Source organism: Nocardioides psychrotolerans (assembly GCF_943371775.1).
In the GTDB taxonomy this organism is placed as follows: Bacteria; Actinomycetota; Actinomycetes; order Propionibacteriales; family Nocardioidaceae; genus Nocardioides; species Nocardioides psychrotolerans_A.
On sequence record NZ_CALRWD010000005.1, the window covers coordinates 37925 to 55240 of the forward strand.

Annotated in this window: 18 protein-coding genes; 17 read left to right on the forward strand and 1 reads right to left on the reverse strand. The window is 72.0% G+C overall.

Features of this window, described 5'->3' with window-relative positions; all coding sequences use genetic code 11:
* Positions 1-74 precede the first annotated feature (74 nt).
* The 8 genes from AAG827_RS02790 to AAG827_RS02825 all read left to right on the forward strand — a co-directional run bounded on the left by AAG827_RS02790 (position 75) and on the right by AAG827_RS02825 (position 6929).
* Positions 75-923 carry a TylF/MycF family methyltransferase gene (locus AAG827_RS02790; protein WP_341924277.1) on the forward strand — a complete coding sequence of 283 codons (849 nt, stop codon included), beginning with the start codon at positions 75-77 and terminating at the stop codon, positions 921-923.
* Positions 920-1237: a hypothetical protein gene (locus AAG827_RS02795; RefSeq protein WP_341924278.1), complete on the forward strand. Its 318-nt coding sequence runs from the start codon at positions 920-922 to the stop codon at positions 1235-1237. The genes AAG827_RS02790 and AAG827_RS02795 overlap by 4 nt, the downstream gene beginning before the upstream one ends.
* 4 nt (positions 1238-1241) lie before the next feature.
* Positions 1242-2117, forward strand: a complete 876-nt coding sequence (locus tag AAG827_RS02800; protein WP_341924279.1) for a hypothetical protein — start codon at positions 1242-1244, stop codon at positions 2115-2117.
* 271 nt (positions 2118-2388) lie between these two features.
* Positions 2389-4017, forward strand: coding sequence for a chaperonin GroEL (gene groL, locus AAG827_RS02805; RefSeq protein WP_341924280.1), 1629 nt, complete (start codon positions 2389-2391; stop codon positions 4015-4017).
* Positions 4018-4221: 204 nt separating this feature from the next.
* Complete coding sequence (locus tag AAG827_RS02810) at positions 4222-4776, forward strand: sigma-70 family RNA polymerase sigma factor (protein ID WP_341924281.1); 555 nt, start codon at positions 4222-4224, stop codon at positions 4774-4776.
* Entirely contained in the window at positions 4773-5432 is a 660-nt protein-coding gene (locus tag AAG827_RS02815) for a hypothetical protein (protein WP_341924282.1), read from the forward strand. The genes AAG827_RS02810 and AAG827_RS02815 overlap by 4 nt, the downstream gene beginning before the upstream one ends.
* Positions 5429-5992 carry a nucleotidyltransferase family protein gene (locus AAG827_RS02820; protein WP_341924283.1) on the forward strand — a complete coding sequence of 188 codons (564 nt, stop codon included), beginning with the start codon at positions 5429-5431 and terminating at the stop codon, positions 5990-5992. The genes AAG827_RS02815 and AAG827_RS02820 overlap by 4 nt, the downstream gene beginning before the upstream one ends.
* Before the next feature lie 10 nt (positions 5993-6002).
* Positions 6003-6929, forward strand: a complete 927-nt coding sequence (locus AAG827_RS02825) for an aminoglycoside phosphotransferase family protein (RefSeq protein WP_341924284.1) — start codon at positions 6003-6005, stop codon at positions 6927-6929.
* 31 nt (positions 6930-6960) lie between these two features.
* Here the strand turns inward: AAG827_RS02825 and AAG827_RS02830 are convergent, their stop codons facing one another.
* On the reverse strand, positions 6961-7377 hold the full coding sequence (locus tag AAG827_RS02830; RefSeq protein ID WP_341924285.1) for a DUF2256 and DUF3253 domain-containing protein: 417 nt from the start codon (positions 7375-7377) through the stop codon (positions 6961-6963).
* Between the two features lie 79 nt (positions 7378-7456).
* On the opposite strand from AAG827_RS02830, the gene AAG827_RS02835 reads away from it, so the two are divergent.
* The 9 genes from AAG827_RS02835 (at position 7457) to AAG827_RS02875 (ending at position 17314) form a co-directional block, all read left to right on the forward strand.
* Positions 7457-7852 (forward strand): VOC family protein, encoded by a 396-nt coding sequence (locus AAG827_RS02835; RefSeq protein ID WP_341924286.1) that lies wholly within the window; start codon positions 7457-7459, stop codon positions 7850-7852.
* A gap of 29 nt (positions 7853-7881) precedes the next feature.
* Positions 7882-8754, forward strand: a complete 873-nt coding sequence (locus tag AAG827_RS02840) for a MoxR family ATPase (protein ID WP_341924287.1) — start codon at positions 7882-7884, stop codon at positions 8752-8754.
* Positions 8751-9899 (forward strand): VWA domain-containing protein, encoded by a 1149-nt coding sequence (locus tag AAG827_RS02845; RefSeq protein ID WP_341924288.1) that lies wholly within the window; start codon positions 8751-8753, stop codon positions 9897-9899. The genes AAG827_RS02840 and AAG827_RS02845 overlap by 4 nt, the downstream gene beginning before the upstream one ends.
* Complete coding sequence (locus AAG827_RS02850; protein ID WP_341924289.1) at positions 9892-11031, forward strand: XdhC/CoxI family protein; 1140 nt, start codon at positions 9892-9894, stop codon at positions 11029-11031. Before AAG827_RS02845 ends, AAG827_RS02850 begins: the two co-directional genes overlap by 8 nt.
* Positions 11028-12098 carry an alpha/beta fold hydrolase gene (locus AAG827_RS02855; protein WP_341924290.1) on the forward strand — a complete coding sequence of 357 codons (1071 nt, stop codon included), beginning with the start codon at positions 11028-11030 and terminating at the stop codon, positions 12096-12098. Before AAG827_RS02850 ends, AAG827_RS02855 begins: the two co-directional genes overlap by 4 nt.
* 85 nt (positions 12099-12183) lie before the next feature.
* A complete protein-coding gene (locus tag AAG827_RS02860; protein WP_341924291.1) occupies positions 12184-13413 on the forward strand; it encodes a transcriptional regulator in 1230 nt (409 codons plus the stop codon).
* 90 nt (positions 13414-13503) lie between these two features.
* Entirely contained in the window at positions 13504-13974 is a 471-nt protein-coding gene (locus AAG827_RS02865) for a 2Fe-2S iron-sulfur cluster-binding protein (protein ID WP_309649609.1), read from the forward strand.
* Entirely contained in the window at positions 13971-16463 is a 2493-nt protein-coding gene (locus AAG827_RS02870) for a xanthine dehydrogenase family protein molybdopterin-binding subunit (RefSeq protein WP_341924292.1), read from the forward strand. Before AAG827_RS02865 ends, AAG827_RS02870 begins: the two co-directional genes overlap by 4 nt.
* On the forward strand, positions 16460-17314 hold the full coding sequence (locus tag AAG827_RS02875; protein WP_341924293.1) for a xanthine dehydrogenase family protein subunit M: 855 nt from the start codon (positions 16460-16462) through the stop codon (positions 17312-17314). The genes AAG827_RS02870 and AAG827_RS02875 overlap by 4 nt, the downstream gene beginning before the upstream one ends.
* The last annotated feature ends 2 nt before the right edge of the window (positions 17315-17316 follow it).

Consider the following 17316-nt stretch of genomic DNA (forward strand, 5'->3'; position numbering starts at 1 on the left):
CCGTGGGCGCCGAGGAATTACCCCGGTCGCGCCGGTAGTGTGCACCGAGCCGTTCAGCCTGCCGAGGAGCCCGTGTGACCACCAGCCCGACCCACCGCCCAGCCGACAGCCCGGCCGTCGCTCTCTACCTCGACGTCATGGCCAAGATGCTGACGCGCTACGAGTTCGAGGGGCGCAACGTCACCGTCAAGCTGCCCTCGCGCTCCTACGAGTCCTACCTCTGGGACCTCGTGCGCGGTGCCATGAAGGGGCGCGACATCCGGATGGTCGAGTCCGGCGAGTTCGACCGCGAGGCGCGCGAGGTCGGTCGCGACTGGCCCGCCGACGCCGAGACGATGATCGGCATGAAGCGCCTGGCCAACGTGCGTGCCTGCGTCGAGAGCGTGATCGCCGACGGGGTGCCCGGCGACCTCATCGAGACCGGCGCCTGGCGCGGCGGCTCCACCATCTACATGCGCGCCATCCTCAAGGCCCACGGCGAGACCGACCGCACCGTGTGGGTGGCCGACTCCTTCGAGGGCCTGCCGGCCTACGACGGCCGCTACGAGGCCGACGCCGGCGACCAGCACCACACCCGCGACGAGCTCGCGATCTCGGTCGACGACGTCCGCGACAACTTCCGCCGCTACGACCTCCTCGACGAGCAGGTGCGGTTCCTCGTCGGCTGGTTCTCCGACACCCTGCCCACCGCCCCGATCGAGCAGCTCGCGGTGCTCCGGCTCGACGGCGACATGTACTCCTCGACCATGGACGCCCTCGACGCGCTCTACGACAAGGTGTCGGTCGGCGGCTACGTGATCGTCGACGACTACGGCGCCGTCCCCGCCTGCGCCAAGGCGATCCACGACTTCCGCGACGCCCGCGGCATCACCGACCCGATCGAGGAGATCGACTGGGCCGGGGTCTTCTGGAGGAAGTCGTGAGCGACGCCGAGGCCGGCCTGAAGAAGCTCGAGGACGAGCTCGTCCGGGCGCGCCGCTTCGGCGCGCGGGCCACCAAGGAGATGCACGCCCGCGTCGTCAAGGACCTCCGCGCAGCCGAGGGCCGCGCGCGCCGCGCCGAGCAGCGGGCCGCCGAGGCGATGAAGCGCGCCACGCAGGCCGAGCAGAAGGCCGCTCGGGCCGCCAAGCGCGCCCAGCGGGCCGAGCGCGAGCTGGCCGCGGTCAAGGAGAGCACCAGCTGGAAGGTCGGCCACGCGGTCGTCTCCGTCCCCGCCCGCCTCAAGCGCCGGCGCTAGCGCCATGCCCGCCGAGCCCGCCGAACCCGCTGAGACCCGCGTCCTCCTCGTCACCTGCAGCACGTTCCCCGACGGCGAGCCGGGCCACGAGCACCTCGACGCGGCGCTCACCGAGCGCGGCATCAGCAGCCGGTGGGCGTGCTGGGACGATCCGTACGTCGACTGGAGCGCCGCCGAGCTCGTCGTCGTCCGCTCCACGTGGGACTACCAGGACCGCCTCGCCGACTTCCTCGGCTGGGCCGGCAGCGTCGGTGCGTCCCTGCTGCACGGTGCTGACGTCTTCCGGTGGAACACCGACAAGTCCTACCTCGTCGAGCTCGCCGCCCACGGTGGGGTGCCCGTGGTGCCGTCCGAGTCGGTCGACAACCCCGTGGACCTGCGCGCCGCCATCGCCCGGCACCAGCCGGCGGTGGTCAAGCCGCGCGTCGGCGCCGGTGGGCACGGCATGGTCGTGGTCTACGACGCCGGGACGTGGCTCCCCGTCGACCCGGGTCCCTGGATCGTCCAGCCGCTCGTCGGCTCGGTGATGACCGAGGGCGAGCAGTCGGTCTTCGTCTTCGGTGGCCGCCCGGTCAGCCAGGTCCGCAAGGTCGCCGGCAAGGACGACTACCGCGTCCACGAGCACTTCGGCGGCACGTCGTACGACACCCCGCTCGACCCCGAGGCCGCCCTCCTCGCCGCGCGGACGGTGGCCGTGACGACCGAGATCCTCGGCTCCGAGCTCGTTTACGCCCGCATCGACCTGATGCGCCACGACGGCGAGCTGATGGTCAGCGAGGTCGAGATCACCGAGCCCGGCCTCTACCTCGACCACGTCCCCGGTAACGCCGCCCTCTTCGCCGACGCGCTGGCGGCGCGGCTGCGGCCCGAGAAGTTGTAACACGCAGTTACATCATCTGGAAGGTCGCTGCAACGACCTTCCAGATGTGCAGACGACGTGTGACATGTCGTCGAGGCCACCCGTTTGCACTCGCTGGGGTCGAGTGCTAGACATGAGGCTGGCACTCTCGTCATGAGAGTGCTGACCCCCGGCCGGGGGAGTTGAGGTCAGCAGCGTCGGCGAGAAGGGTTCGCCGGGTCGGCCTGGCCGTCCGTCGCGGGCAACGAACCGGGCCGTCCACAACTCTTGATTGCGAAGGATCGCAGGAGTTATGTCGAAGCTGATTGCTTTCAACGAGGAGGCCCGACGCGGCCTGGAGCGTGGCATGAACACGCTCGCAGACGCCGTCAAGGTCACCCTCGGTCCCAAGGGCCGCAACGTCGTGCTCGAGAAGAAGTGGGGTGCGCCCACCATCACCAACGATGGTGTGAGCATCGCCAAGGAGATCGAGCTGGAGGACCCGTTCGAGAAGATCGGGGCCGAGCTCGTCAAGGAGGTCGCCAAGAAGACCGACGACGTGGCCGGAGACGGCACCACGACGGCGACGGTCCTCGCCCAGGCGATGGTCCGCGAGGGCCTGCGCAACGTGGCCGCGGGTGCCAACCCGATGGGCCTCAAGCGCGGCATCGAGGCTGCGGTCACCGCCGTCTCGGAGCAGCTCTCCAGCATGTCGGTCGAGATCGAGACCAAGGCGCAGATCGCGTCGACGGCCTCCATCTCGGCTGCTGACACCACGGTCGGCGAGATCATCGCCGAGGCGATGGACAAGGTCGGCAAGGAAGGCGTCATCACCGTCGAGGAGTCGAACACGTTCGGCCTCGACCTCGAGCTCACCGAGGGCATGCGGTTCGACAAGGGCTACATCTCGGCCTACTTCGTCACCGACCCCGAGCGGATGGAGACGGTCCTCGAGGACCCCTACATCCTGATCGCCAACCAGAAGGTCTCCAGCGTCAAGGACCTGCTGCCGCTTCTCGAGAAGGTCATGCAGTCCGGCAAGCCGCTGCTGATCCTCGCCGAGGACGTCGACGGCGAGGCCCTGTCCACGCTGGTCGTCAACAAGATCCGTGGCACCTTCAAGTCCGTCGCCGTCAAGGCTCCGGGCTTCGGTGACCGCCGCAAGGCCATGCTGCAGGACATCGCGATCCTGACCGGCGGCCAGGTCATCTCGGAGGAGGTCGGCCTCAAGCTCGAGTCGACCGGCATCGAGCTGCTCGGCCAGGCCCGCAAGGTCGTCATCACCAAGGACGAGACCACCATCGTCGAGGGCGCGGGCGACGCCGACCAGATCGCTGGTCGCGTCAACCAGATCCGTGCCGAGATCGAGAAGTCGGACTCCGACTACGACCGCGAGAAGCTGCAGGAGCGCCTGGCCAAGCTGGCCGGCGGCGTTGCGGTCATCAAGGTCGGAGCGGCGACCGAGGTCGAGCTCAAGGAGCGCAAGCACCGCATCGAGGACGCCGTTCGCAACGCGAAGGCCGCCGTCGAGGAGGGCATCGTCGCCGGAGGTGGCGTCGCACTCGTGCAGGCCGCCGACGCCGCGTTCGCCAAGCTGGAGCTCGAGGGCGACGAGGCGACCGGTGCCAACATCGTGCGCTTCGCGACCGAGGCCCCGCTCAAGCAGATCGCCATCAACGCCGGCCTCGAGGGCGGCGTCGTGGCGGAGAAGGTGCGCAACCTGACCCCCGGACACGGCCTCAACGCCGCGACCGGCGAGTACGTCGACATGATCGCCGAAGGCATCATCGACCCGGCCAAGGTCACGCGCTCCGCGCTGCAGAACGCCGCTTCCATCGCGGCGCTCTTCCTCACCACCGAGGCCGTCGTGGCCGACAAGCCGGAGAAGGCGGCGCCCATGGGCGGCGACCCGACCGGCGGCATGGGCGGCATGGACTTCTGAGCACCCCTGGTCCGAGCCTGCTCGGACCATGCCAGGTGCCAGGTCGAGCAGCGTCGGCACGGACGGAGCGCAGCTCCGCACGTGCGACGCGGGTCGAGACCTAGTCCAGCTCCACAGCACACCAGCACCACCCGGCAGGGCCTCCGCTTCGGCGGGGGCCCTGCTGGCGTCGGTGGGGTCGGCACCGTGTGTGAGGCTGGAGGCGTGGCCGAGGACGAGCAGGGGGCAGCCGAGCGTCGAGCGCGCTTCGAGGCGCTGGCGCCCGAGCTGGTCGAGCCGCTGCGGCGGTTCCTGGCTCGACGCACGGACCCGGCCACGGCTGACGACGTGCTCGCCGAGACCCTCCTGGTCTGCTGGCGCCGACTCGACGAGGTGCCGGAGACAGCGCTGCCCTGGGCCTACGGAGTGGCGCGGCTCTGCCTGGCCAACGCCCAGCGCGGGGCGCGACGCCAGGAGCGGCTGGCGGCGAAGGTCGCGGTCGTTGACCCGCCCGCCCAGAGCCTGCCCGGACCCGACGCCGACGCCGGCGACCCCCGCCTCGACGAGGCGCTCGCGACCCTGACCGACACCGAGGCCGAGCTGGTGCGGCTGTGGGCGTGGGAGCAGCTGACCCCCACCGAGATCGCGGCCGTCCTGGACCTGACGCCCAACGCCGTGAGCATCCGGCTCCACCGGGCCCGCGCCAAGCTGCGCGACGGCCTGCGAAAGATCGACGGCGCAGCCGGACATGAAGGGTCGAGAGAGGGGAGGACGCCATGACCGACGACGAGCTGCAGCAGCGACTGCAGGCGCACGACCCGGCTGCCTCCCTCCCGCCGGCCGACCCTGCGTGGGTGGCCCGACTCCTGGAGGACACCATGAGTGCAGACCAGAGCACCCACACCGACACCGACCTGCCGGTGGAGACCCGCGAGAGCGGCACCCGCCACCGCAGCCCCCTCACCTGGCTCGTCGCGGCGGCCGCCGCCGTCCTCATCGGCGGGGTCGGCGTCTTCGGGCTCCTCAGCAACGACCGCGAGTCCAGCCAGGTGCCCTCGGCCGGCCCGAGCGCCCCCGTGTCGCAGGCGCCGACCGTCACCGTGCTGGCCGCCGGCGCCCCGACGCAGGGACGCTGCATGGTGCCCAGCGCCGAGGTGCTCGCCAACGCCCAGGTGGCCTTCGCCGGCACCGTCGACGCGGTGAGTGACGACGTGGTCAGCCTGACGCCCGACCGCTTCTACGCCGGCGAGGTCACCGACCAGGTCGAGGTCCGCTCGGAGCCCGCGATGATGCAGGCCCTCGTGGGGGCTGTCGACTTCCAGCCCGGCCAGCGCTACCTCGTCGCCGCCAGCGACGGACAGGTGATGGTCTGCGGCTTCAGCGGTGCGTTCGCGCCCGCCCTCGAGTCGCTCTACGTCGCCGCCTTCCCGGGGTGAGTGTCGAGGGGGTCCTCCTGGCCGCCGGCGCCGGCAGCCGCATGGGCATGCCCAAGGCCCTGGTCCACGACGACGACGGGCGCTCCTGGCTCGCGCACGGTGTCGAGACCCTCGTCGACGGCGGCTGCGACCGGGTCACCGTGGTCCTCGGGGCCTCCGCCGACGAGGCGGTGCGCCTGCTCGACGGGCTCGGTGTCGACGTCGTGATCGCCTCCGACTGGGCCGACGGGATGTCCGCCTCGCTGCGCGCCGGTCTCCGGGCCCTGCCCGCCGACGGTGAGGTGGCCGTCGTGCTGCTCGTCGACCTGCCCGACCTCACCGCCGAGGTCGTACGCCGGGTGGTCACCGCGGGCGGCGACCCCGCCGCCCACGCGGCGCTGCGCCGTGCCGCCTTCGACGGGCGGCCCGGCCACCCCGTGCTGATCGGACGCGACCACTGGGCCGGTGTGCTGGCCGAGGCGAGCGGCGACGAGGGCGCCCGCTCCTACCTGCGCGAGCGACCCGTCGACCTGGTCGAGTGCGGCGACCTCGCCACGGGCCACGACGTCGACGCCCGCTGAGCGCGACTCCGTGCGTCTCCAACCGCTCAACCGCGCCCGGGTCGCCTCGCTCGGCGATGCGGGGCGCGCCTGGGTCGGCGCGCTGCCCGGCGTGCTCGACGAGCTCTGCGAGCAGTGGGGCCTGACCCTCGGGCGACCGGTGCCCGGCGGCAGCGGCTCCTACGTGGTGCGTGCGGAGACCGCGAGCGGTGAGCAGCGGGTCGTCAAGGTGGCGACCCCCGACGTCGACCTGACCGACCAGGCCCGCACCCTCGGGGCCGCGCGTGGGGTCGGCTACGCGCTGCTCCACGCCCACGACCCGCCCCGCAACGCCCTGCTGCTCGAGTCGCTCGGCACCGCGCTCGAGCTCACCCCGCGGCCGCCGGAGGAGACGTTGGCGATCGTCGCCGACACGCTGGCCGAGGCCTGGCTGCTCCCGCTCGACACGGCGCCCGATCCTGCTCCTGGCGACGACAAGGCCAGCCGGCTGCACCGGATGCTGGTGGACCTCGACGACCGGCTCGGTCACCCCTGCCCGCCGCGTGCCCGCGCACTGGCCCTCGACTACGCCGCTCGCCGAGCCGCGGCGCACGACCCCGCCACGTGCGTCGTCGTGCACGGCGACCCGCACCCCGCCAACATCCTGCGGGTGGTCGAGCCCCGCGACGGTGCGACCTCGGGCCACGTCTTCGTCGACCCGGACGGCTTCCGTGCCGACCCGGCGTACGACCTGGGCGTGGCGGTGCGCGACTGGACCGGGCGTCTCGACGTGGCCGACCCGCGCGGCGTCATCGAGGGCTACTGCGCGCTGCTGGCCGGCCGCACCGGCATCGACGAGCAGCGGATCTGGGAGTGGGGCTACCTCGAGCGGGTCACCACCGGGCTGTTCGTCACCAGCTTCGGCGGCACCACCCTCGGTCGACGGCTCCTCGACAGCGCCGACCTGCTGCTGGGGTGAGTCCTGCCGCCGGGCCGGGCCGGGCCGGGTCTCAGCGCACCCGGCGGACCCGGATCGGTCCCTTGGCGGTCGACGGGTCGACGACCTTGCCGCCCTGGGTGATCTCGACCTCGCCGGCCTCGACCAGCCGCCGGGCCGCGCGGCGGGCCGGCTCCATCAGCTCGCGCCACGCCTCCGGGTCGGCGTCGGACCCAGCCCCAGAGCCAGCCCCAGAGCCAGCAGCCACCGCCCGCGCAGCCTCCGACGGACAGATCGTCGCCCCGGCGGCGCGGGAGGCCAGCAACGACTGGATCGTCTCCGACAGCTGCTCGTCGACGGGGCGCACCTTGCGGCTGCGGCAGGCGGAGCCGCAGTACTTCACCTCGTCCCAGCTCCTCGCCCACTTCTTGCGCCACTCGATGCGGCGTCCGCACGAGGCGCAGGTCTTGTCGGGAGGCTGGGCGGGCATGCCGCCAGTCTGCCGACCCGACCCACACGCCGACCCACACCCGGACCCACACCCCGACCCGCGACCTAGGCTGACCGGCGTGCGCCTCGACCTCACCACCCTCCTCGTCCGCGACTACGACGAGGCGATCGCCTTCTTCACCACCGCGCTCGGCTTCGAGCTGACCGAGGACACCCCACGACCCAGCGATGGCGCGCCCGACAAGCGGTGGGTCGTCGTGCGTCCCCCGGCCGGCGGCGCCGGACTCCTCCTCGCCCGGGCCGAGGGCGACGAGCAGGTCGCGGCAACGGGGCGCCAGGCCGGCGGTCGGGTGGGGCACTTCCTGCAGGTGGACGACTTCGCGACCCAGCACGCCCGGATGGTCGCCGCCGGGGTGGAGTTCCTCGAGGAGCCGCGCCACGAGGTCTACGGCACGGTCGTGGTCTTCCGCGACGTCTCCGGCAACACCTGGGACCTCCTGGGCCCCAACCGGTGACCAACGCCTCGGTGCGTACCGTGGACCGCATGGAGTCCACTTCGCCCGCCGACGTCACCGCGCGCCTGCAGGAGACCGGCTACCTCAGCGACGATGACCTCGCGACCGTGGTCTTCCTCAGCCTGCGGATGCAGCGACCGCTGCTGCTCGAGGGAGAGCCCGGCACCGGCAAGACCGCGCTGGCCGAGGCGATCGCCGAGAGCCTGGGCCTGCCGCTGGTGCGGCTCCAGTGCTATGAGGGGATCGATGCCACCCAGGCGCTCTACGACTGGGACTTCCCGCGCCAGATCCTGCACCTGCGCGCCCTCGAGGCAGCGGGGGGAGCAGACGTCGAGGAGGCCGAGAAGAGCCTCTACGACGAGCGGTTCCTGCTCGCACGCCCCGTGCTGGCCGCGCTGCAGCAGGCCCCGGCGGTGCTGCTCGTCGACGAGGTCGACCGCGCCGACGACGAGTTCGAGGCGTTCCTGCTCGAGGTGCTCTCGACCTACCAGGTCTCGATCCCCGAGCTCGGCACCGTCAAGGCGGTGACCCCGCCGGTGGTCATCTTGACCTCCAACCGCACCCGCGAGCTCCACGACGCCCTCAAGCGGCGCTGTCTCTACCACTGGATCGACCACCCCGGCCTCGACCGCGAGGTCGAGATCCTGCGCTCGCGCGCGCCGGAGGTCTCCGAGACGCTGGCCCGCCAGGTCGCCACCATCGCCCAGCAGCTGCGCGAGCGCGGCGACCTCGAGAAGCCTCCGGGCGTCGCCGAGACCATCGACTGGGCCCGCGCTCTGCAGCACCTCGGCGCGACCGAGGTCGACCTCGAGACCTCCGCGCGCACGCTGGGTGCGCTGGTGAAGTACCGCGAGGACACCGACCGCGTGAAGCAGGCGCTCGACCAGATGCTGCGCACGTGATCGACCTCCAGCAACGGGTCGAGGGCGACGAGGACGACGCGAGGACCCCGGTCCGCGAGGTCGACGAGGTCCTCGCCGGCTTCGCCCGGGCGCTGCGTGCCGCGGGTCTGCCGGTGACGCAGGACCGCACCCAGGGCTTCCTCGACGCCGTGTCGGTCGTCGGGCTCGGCGACCAGCGCGCGACCTACAACGCCGGCCGCGCCACGCTGTGCGGCTCGCCCGACGACCTGCGCCGTTACGACCAGGTCTTCGAGGCCTACTTCAACGCCCGCGACGGCCTGCCCCGCGCCACCCCGGCCCCACCGACCGTGCCGTCCTTCTCCGACCTGCCCTCCGACGAGGGCGAGGGGCAGGGAGACGGGGACGGCGAGACGGTCAAGGCGATGGCCAGCAACGCCGAGGTCCTGCGCCACCGCGACGTCGCCGGCATGTCCGCGGCCGAGAAGCACCGGCTCTCCGCGATGTTCGCGACGTTGCGTCCGCGCGCCCCCCTCCGTCGTACGGCGCGGCACCGGGCCTGGCACCGCGGCCAGGTCGACGCCTCCCGCACCCTGCGCGAGAGCCTGCGCCGGATGGGGGAGCCCTCGGCGATCGAGTGGCGACGTCGCGCCGAGAAGCCGCGCCGGGTGGTGCTCCTGATCGACGTGAGCGGGTCGATGAACGGCTACGCCGACGCGCTGCTGCGCCTCGCGCACCGGATGTCGCAGGGACCCGGCGTCGTGGAGACCTTCACCGTCGGCACGCGGCTGACCCACCTGACCCGCGCGCTGCACAGCCGCGACGCGGAGCAGGCGCTGGTCGCCGCGGGGGAGGCGGTCCCGGACTGGTCCGGCGGCACCCGCCTCGGCGAGACCCTCCAGGTCTTCCTCGACCGCTGGGGCCGGCGCGGCATGGCCCGCGGCGCCGTGGTCGTCGTCTTCAGCGACGGCTGGGAGCGCGGTGACTGCACCCTGCTCGGCGAGCAGATGCGCCGGCTGCACCGGATGGCGCACCGCGTGGTGTGGGTCAACCCGCACCGCGGCAAGGCCGGCTACGAGCCGGTGCAGCAGGGCGTGGTGGCTGCGTTGCCGCACGTCGACGACTTCCTCGCCGGTCACTCGCTGGCGACGTTCGCAGACCTGGTGGAGGTGGTGGCACGTGCGTGACGTGCTCGAAGAGCTGATGACCCGCTGGCACGCGGGGGAGGAGATCGGGGTCGGCACCGTCGTGGCGACCTTCCGCTCCGCGCCCCGCCCGCCCGGGGCCTCGATGCTGGTGACCCAGGAAGGCGCGGCCGTCGGGTCGGTCTCCGGGGGCTGCGTCGAGGGTGCGGTCTACGAGCTGGCCGAGTCGGTCGTCGCGTCCGGCGCTCCCGTCCTGGAGCGCTACGGCGTCTCCGACGACGACGCGTTCGCCGTCGGGCTGACCTGTGGCGGCATCCTCGACGTCTACGTCGAGAAGATCTCGCGCGAGACCTTCCCCGAGCTCGGCGACATCGCCGCCGACATCGCCGAGGGCCGTCCGGTCGCGCTCGCGACCGTCATCGAGCACCCCGACCCGACCTGGCTGGGCAAGCGCCTGGTCATCCGGCCCGAGTCGCACGACAACGAGGGCACCCTCGGCAGCACCCGCGCCGACGGCGCCGTGCACGACGACGCGATGGGGCTGCTCGCCAGCGGCACCAACGCCACGCTGACCTACGGCCCCGACGGCGAGCGCCGCGGCGAGGGCATGCGGGTCTTCGTCTGGGCCTTCGCCCCCAAGCCGCGGATGCTGGTCTTCGGCGCGATCGACTTCGCCGCCGCCGTGGCCAAGGTCGGCGCGTTCCTCGGCTACCAGGTCACCGTCTGCGACGCCCGCCCGGTCTTCGCGACCCACAGCCGCTTCCCCGACGCCCACGAGGTCGTCGTCGACTGGCCGCACCGCTACCTCCTGGCCGAGCAGGAGGCCGGGCGCATCGACCAGCGCACGGTCGTCACCGTGCTCACCCACGACCCCAAGTTCGACGTACCGCTGCTCGAGGTCGCCCTGCGCCTCCCCGAGGTCGCCTACGTCGGCGCCATGGGCTCACGGCGCACGCACGAGGACCGGGTCACCCGGCTGCTCGAGGTCGGGCTGTCCAAGGAGGAGCTCGCGCGGCTCTCCAGCCCGATCGGCCTCGACCTCGGCGCCCGCACGCCCGAGGAGACCGCGATCAGCATCGCCGCCGAGATCATCGCCGGCCGCTGGGGCGGCACCGGCGAGCGGCTGGTCTCCACCGAGGGGCGCATCCACGGCGAGCTCGACCACCTGCCGTGAGCCCCGTCGTACGACGGGCCCCGGCGTGGGCGGCGCTGCTCCTGGCGCTGCCCCTCGTTGCGTGCAGCCCGGACGAGGTCGAGCAGGACCCGGGCGCCCGGCCCGGCCCGGCTGGGTCGACCCCGTCGGCCACGTCCACGCCTGCTGCTCCTGACGCCTCCTCGCCGTCCTCGCCGCCCGCCACGCAGCCGCTGCCGCCGGTGCCTGACGCGCGCTCGCTGCCGGCGCTGATGCGCGAGGACTTCACGGGCAGCCGGATCCGCTACGGCCGGGTGGTCGAGGAGACGGCCGCCTACACCCGCTCCGAGGTCACCTACGACAGCGGCGGGGTCACGGTCTCGGGGGTCCTCCTGCGACCGAGGGGCCCCGGCCCGTTCCCGGGGGTCGTGCTCAACCACGGCTACGTCAACCCCGACGTCTACGTCACCGGTCAGGGACTGGCCCGCGAGCAGGACTGGCTGGCCCGGGAGGGCTTCGCGGTGCTGCACACCGACTACCGGGGGCACGCCGGCTCCGACCCCGCCGGCCGCCTGGCTCGGGAGACCCGGCTGGGCTACACCCGCGACGCGATCAACGCCGTCCTCGCGCTCGAGCGCGAGCCCTGGGTCGACCCCGACCGGATGGCGATGCTCGGCCGCTCGATGGGCGGTGGGGTGACGATGAACGCGCTCGTCGTGCGACCCGACCTCGTCGAGGCCGCCGTCATCTATGCCTCGGTCTCCTCCAGCTACCTCGACAACCTGCGCCACTTCACCGTGCCGAGCCGGCCCGACGCCGTCGAGGCGATCTACGACGAGCTCGGCACTCCCGCCGAGTCCCCGGAGGTCTACGCGGGGCTGTCGCCGCGCACCTACTTCGACCGGATCAGCGCCCCGGTCCTGCTCCACCACGGCAACGCCGATGAGATCTGCCCCTTCCCCTGGGCGATCGAGACGCAACGGCTGATGCAGCGCGCCGGCGTGGACAGCCGCCTCGAGGTCTACGACGGCGAGCTGCACGCGTTCATCCCGCAGTGGCAGCGTTCGATCGAGCGCACGGTGCGCTTCCTGCGACGCCGGCTCGCCTGACGCGAGGGCTTCGCCGCACGTCCACGTGAGCGCCATCACACCGGTGCTACGTTGAGGTGACCGACGACGGACGGGGGTTTCGGGGATGGCACGGGGCGACCTTCAGGAGCGCAAGCGCGCGACGATGCGCGCGTGGGCCAGCTTCGTCCAGAGCGGCGACGCGGCCGAGCCCGTCGTACGCCCCGAGATCCTGCACAGCTGGACCCGCTCCGACAAGGTCATCGACCCCGACGTGTCGCAGGCGCCGCTGGCCGACGAGTCCGAGACCGCGTCGATCTGGAAGGACTCCCCGCTCCAGCGCGCCGTCGAGGGCGTCGAGTCCGAGCTGCGTCGCACCGCCGAGGACGGTGACCTGGTGCTGGCCGTCACCGACTCCCAGACCCGCATCCTGTGGACCTACGGCGGCCGTGTCATGCGACGCAAGGCCGAGTCGGTCAACTTCGTGGTCGGCGGTCGCTGGGACGAGCAGTCCATGGGCACCAACGCCCTCGACCTGGCCAATCGCGAGGGCGAGCCGGCCATGGTCTTCAGCGCGGAGCACTACGCCTCGATCGTGCACAACTGGGTTTGCTGGGCCGCCCCCGTGGTCGACCCCCACACCGGCCGGCAGCTCGGCGTCATCGACCTCTCCACGACCTGGGACCGCACCCACCCGATCGGGCTGGCGACCGCACGGGTCATGGCGCGGCTCATCGAGACCGCCCTCCCGCGCTCGCAGCACCACCCCTCCGCGCTCGACGTCACCGACGACCCCGGCCTGGTCATGACGCTGCTCGGCACGGCCGAGGTCCGCTTCGACGGTCAGCGGCTGCTCCTCAACCGGCGTCAGACCGAGATCCTCGCGCTGCTCGCGCTGCACCCCGAGGGGCTCTCCCTGGAGCAGCTTCACGCGCTGGTCTACGGCGACCAGGCGGTGACGTTCTCGACGCTCAAGGCCGAGGTCTCCCACCTGCGCTCCGCCCTCGGCGGGCAGCTCTCGTCCCGCCCCTACCGGCTGATGATGCCGGTCGCGACCGACGTCGACCACGTCCTCACGCTCCTGCGCGGCGGTCACGTCGCGGCCGCCGTCGACGCCTACGGCGGCGACCTGCTCCCCGGCACCAACTCACCGGCCCTCGGCGACCTGGCGGAGTACGTCGCGGTCGCGCTGCGCGAGGCCCTGCTCGCCGATCCCGTGCCCGACGCGGTGGTCCGCTACAGCGAGCTGGCGCCCTACGACACGCAGGTCCTCGAGGTCTGCCTGGCCTCCCTCGCCGGCACCCCTCACCCGGCGGTGCCGCTGCTCAAGGGACGCCTCGCGGTCGCCACGCGGTAGGTCGCCGAAGGACCTACCTTCGACCAACCGGACGACCCTAGGTTGGGGTGACCCGCATCACAGGTCCACCCACTCTTGAGGGAGTCGTACATGACCCGGATCAACCTGACTGTCGACGGCGCGAAGGTCGCTGACGACGTCGAACCCCGGATGCTGCTCGTGCAGTACCTCCGGGAGAAGCTCGGCAAGACCGGCACCGTCATCGGTTGCGACACCAGCAACTGCGGCGCGTGCACGGTCCACCTCGACGGCACGAGCGTCAAGTCGTGCAACGTGCTGGCCGTCCAGGCCGACGGCGCCGAGGTCACCACCATCGAGGGGCTCGCCCAGGACGGTGAGCTGCACCAGGTCCAGGAGTCGTTCCGTGAGTGCCACGGCCTGCAGTGCGGGTTCTGCACCCCCGGGATGATCATGCAGAGCGTCGACCTGCTGAAGAACAACCCGAACCCCTCCGAGCAGGAGATCCGGGTCGGCCTCGAGGGCAACCTGTGCCGCTGCACGGGCTACCACAACATCGTCAAGTCGGTGCAGCACGCCGCTTCCCAGGGAGGTGCCCAGTGACCGCCGTCCAGGACGCCCCCACCGCGGAGATCGGCAAGGACCGTCGCCGCAAGGAGGACCAGCGGCTGATCACCGGTCGCACCCGCTGGACCGACAACATCACGCTGCCCGGCATGGTGCACCTCGCCATGGTCCGCAGCCCCTTCGCGCACGCGAAGATCACCAACATCGACACCTCGGCGGCCCTCGAGTCGCCCAACGTCGTGCGCGTGATCACCGGCGCCGACGTCGCGGACGAGCAGGGCAGCCTGCCCAACGCCTGGCCCATCACTCCTGACCAGAAGGCGCCCGCCCACCCGCCGATCGCGGTCGACCGGGTCGTCTTCGCCGGCGAGATCGTCGCGGTCATCGTGGCCCGCTCGGCCGCCGAGGCCCGTGACGCCGCCGAGCTCGTCGACATCGACTACGAGGAGCTGCCCGCGGCCCTCGAGCTCAAGGCGGCCGCCGAGGCGACGCCGGAGAACGGCGGCGCGCTCGCGCACCCCGAGCTCGGCACCAACAAGTCGGCGTTCTGGAAGTTCGACTCGGCCGAGGCCGGCACCGGGGGCAACGTCGACGAGGCGATCGCCAAGGCCCGCGGGGGTGGTGTCGTGCTCGAGCGCGAATACCGCCAGCAGCGCCTCATCCCCGCCTTCATGGAGCCCCGCTCCACGGTGGTCGACCCGACCGGCGAGCAGATCACGATGTGGTCGGCGACCCAGATCCCGCACATCCTGAAGTTCCTTCTCGCGGCCGTCACCGGCGTCTCCGAGGCCAAGATCCGCGTCATCGCCCCCGACGTGGGCGGCGGCTTCGGCGGCAAGCTCCAGACGACGCCCGAGGAGTTCATCACCTTCCTCGTGGCCCGCAAGCTCGGCAAGCCGGTGAAGTACACCGAGACCCGCTCGGAGTCGCTGATGGCCGCCCACCACGGGCGCGACCAGTGGCAGAAGCTCACGATCGCGGCCGAGAAGGACGGCACCGTCACCGGCCTCAAGGTCGAGCTGCTCGCCGACCTGGGCTCGCACGTCTCGCTGATCGGCGGCGGCGTCCCGGTGCTGGGCGCGTTCATGTTCAACGCGATCTACAAGTTCCCGGCCTACCAGTTCAACTGCCAGACCGTGCTCACCAACAAGACCTGGACCGACGCCTACCGCGGCGCCGGCCGGCCCGAGGCGACGTTCGGTATCGAGCGGATCATGGACGACCTCGCCGCCGAGCTCGGCGTCGACCCGTTCGAGCTGCGCGAGAAGAACTGGATCAAGCACGAGGAGTTCCCCTTCACCACGGTGGCGGGCCTCGAGTACGACTCCGGCAACTACGAGGCCGCCACGGCCAACGCCAAGGCGATGTTCGGCTACGACGAGCTGCGCGCCGAGCAGGCCCGTCGCCGCGAGTCGGGCGACAAGGTCCAGCTCGGCATCGGCATCTCGACGTTCACCGAGATGTGCGGCCTGGCGCCCTCGCGGGTGCTCGGCTCCCTCGACTACGGCGCCGGTGGCTGGGAGCACGCCAGCGTGCGGATGCTGCCGACCGGCAAGGTCGAGGTCCTCACGGGCGCCTCCGCCCACGGCCAGGGCCACGAGACGGCGTTCAGCCAGATCGTCGCCGACCGCCTGGGCGTCGCCTTCGAGGACGTCGAGGTCCTGCACGGTGACACGCAGGTCGCCCACAAGGGGCTCGACACCTACGGCTCGCGCTCGCTGGTCGTCGGTGGCGAGGCGATCGTCAAGGCCGCCGACAAGGTGATCGACAAGGCCAAGGTCATCGCGGCACACCTGCTGGAGGCCTCCGAGGACGACGTCGAGTTCAGCGGTGGTCGCTTCACGGTCAAGGGCACCGACCAGGGCCTGGCGATGGCGGAGATCGCGCTCGCGACCTTTGCGGCGCACAACCTGCCCGACGGCGTCGAGCCCTCGCTCGACTCCGACGCGACCTTCGACCCGGTGAACTTCAACTACCCCCACGGCACGCACCTGTGCGCCATGGAGGTCGACACCGAGACCGGCCAGGTGACGATGCGCAAGTACGCCGCCTGCGACGACATCGGCAACATCATCAACCCGTTGATCGTGGAGGGGCAGCTGCACGGCGGTCTCGTCCAGGGCATCGCCCAGGCGCTGTGGGAGGAAGCGGTCTACGACGACGCCGGCACCCTGGTGACCGGGTCGTTCGTCGACTACCTGCTGCCGACCTCGGCCGACACGATCAGCTTCGACCTCGACCACACCACCTCGCCGGCGACGACCAACACGCTGGGCACCAAGGGAGTGGGGGAGGCCGGCACGATCGCCTCGACCCCGGCCGTCGTCAACGCCGTGGTGGACGCGCTGCGCCAGTTCGGCGTCCAGGACGTCCGGATGCCCTGCACGCCCGAGCGCGTCTGGAAGGCGATCAACGACGCCCGCGGAGGCGAGAAGGCGGAGACCGTCGGCGCGGCCGCACCGCACTTCGACGCCTCCACCGGCATGGAAGGCACCACCGACCGCACGACCGGAGGCCACGCATGATCCCCGCACAGTTCGATTACCTCGCGCCGACCACGGTCGAGGAGGCGCTCGCCGCGCTGGGCGAGCACGGTGACGACGCCAAGATCCTGGCCGGGGGGCAGAGCCTGCTCCCCGTGCTGCGGATGCGGCTCAACGCCCCCGAGGTCGTCATCGACCTCGGCAAGATCGAGAGCCTGCGGGGCATCCGCGACGACGGCGACGCCATCGTCATCGGCGCCATGACCCAGCACTCCGTGGTCGAGCACGACCCGCTGGTCGAGGAGCACGCCGGGCTGATCCACAAGGCCGTCGAGCACCTCGCCGACGTACAGATCCGGCACCGCGGCACCTTCGGTGGGGCTCTCGCCCACGCCGATCCCGCCGGTGACCTCGGGGCGCCCGCGCTGGCCCTGGGGGCACAGTTCGTGATCCAGGGGCCGGGCGGCACCCGCACGGTGGAGGCCGACGACTTCTTCGTCGACCTCTTCGAGACCGCGATCGGCGAGGACGAGATCCTCGTCGCCGTCCGGGTCCCGAAGCACACCGGCTGGGGCTCCTGCTACGAGAAGTTCGTGCGGGTCGCGCACCAGTGGCCGATCGTGGCCGTCGCCGCCACCGTCCAGGTGGAGAACGGCACGATCGCACAGGCGCGCATCGGGCTCACCAACATGGGCAACACCGCGCTGCGGGCCCGTGCGTCGGAGCAGGCACTGGTCGGGCAGCCGGCGACCGAGGAGGGCGTGGCCGCCGCGGCCGCGCTCGCCGCCGAGGGCACCCACCCGCCCTCGGACCTCAACGGCGAGTCCGCCTACCGCAAGCACCTCGCCACCGTGCTCGTCCGCCGGGCCGTCCTCAACGCCGCAGGAGCCTGACC

Excerpts from the sequence above, each read along its gene's own strand:
- AAG827_RS02875 (WP_341924293.1), top strand. The coding sequence starts at position 16,460 with ATGATCCCCGCACAGTTCGATTACCTCGCGCCGACCACGGTCGAGGAG.
- groL (WP_341924280.1), top strand. The coding sequence starts at position 2,389 with ATGTCGAAGCTGATTGCTTTCAACGAGGAGGCCCGACGCGGCCTGGAG.
- AAG827_RS02865 (WP_309649609.1), top strand. The coding sequence starts at position 13,504 with ATGACCCGGATCAACCTGACTGTCGACGGCGCGAAGGTCGCTGACGAC.
- AAG827_RS02800 (WP_341924279.1), top strand. The coding sequence starts at position 1,242 with ATGCCCGCCGAGCCCGCCGAACCCGCTGAGACCCGCGTCCTCCTCGTC.
- AAG827_RS02860 (WP_341924291.1), top strand. The coding sequence starts at position 12,184 with ATGGCACGGGGCGACCTTCAGGAGCGCAAGCGCGCGACGATGCGCGCG.
- AAG827_RS02830 (WP_341924285.1), bottom strand. The coding sequence starts at position 7,377 with ATGCCCGCCCAGCCTCCCGACAAGACCTGCGCCTCGTGCGGACGCCGC.
- AAG827_RS02840 (WP_341924287.1), top strand. The coding sequence starts at position 7,882 with ATGGAGTCCACTTCGCCCGCCGACGTCACCGCGCGCCTGCAGGAGACC.
- AAG827_RS02815 (WP_341924282.1), top strand. The coding sequence starts at position 4,773 with ATGACCGACGACGAGCTGCAGCAGCGACTGCAGGCGCACGACCCGGCT.